Below are 655 nucleotides of genomic sequence, written 5' to 3' on the forward strand. Positions count from 1 at the left end.
AGATCTCGCCCAGGCTCTTCAGGATCCCACATGGCGGTTGGCCCGGATCGGGCTTGAAGCTGGCCCCTTGTCACAGTGGCTGTTCAGCGGATTGGCCCACGCTGGCTTGCCGGTGATCTGCATCGAGACCCGGCATACTAAGGCGTTCCTCAAGGCGCAGGTGAATAAAACCGATCGAAACGATGCCCGTGGCATCGCCCAGATGATGCGGGTCAACCTGTTCCGCCCAGTGCACGTCAAGACCGTGACAAGCCAGCGCCGCAGGGCTCTGCTGACCGCACGTAAGCTGCTGCAGGAGAAGGCGATCGCGATCGAGAACGACATTCGTGGCCTGCTGCGCAACTTCGGCCTCAAGGTCGGCGTAGTCGGGCCAGTGGGGTTTGACGGCCGGATCCGGGAGCTCGTGGACGGCAGGCCGGAACTGGCGGACATCACCGCAGCCCTGCTCGCCGCCAGGCCGACGCTGCGGGAGGAGCTATCCCGCCTTCACCGGAAAGTGCTGGAGATCGTCCGGGATGATAGCAACTGCCGGCGCCTGATGACTGTTCCGGGTGTCGGGCCTGTGGTCGCCCTAGCTTTCACCAGCACCATCGATGTCCCGGCCCGCTTCAGGAACTCGAAAGCTGTCGGAGCCGCCTTGGGATTGACGCCGGTG

At 64.0% G+C, this 655-nt stretch carries 1 protein-coding gene; it reads left to right on the forward strand.

All coding sequences use genetic code 11. The annotated features are described in order from the left end of the window. Nucleotides 1-655 (forward strand): IS110 family RNA-guided transposase (locus tag ACYVOK_RS35890; protein WP_460667080.1); only part of this gene is annotated, 655 nt, incomplete at both ends.

It is taken from the genome of Kribbella swartbergensis (genome assembly GCF_054784135.1).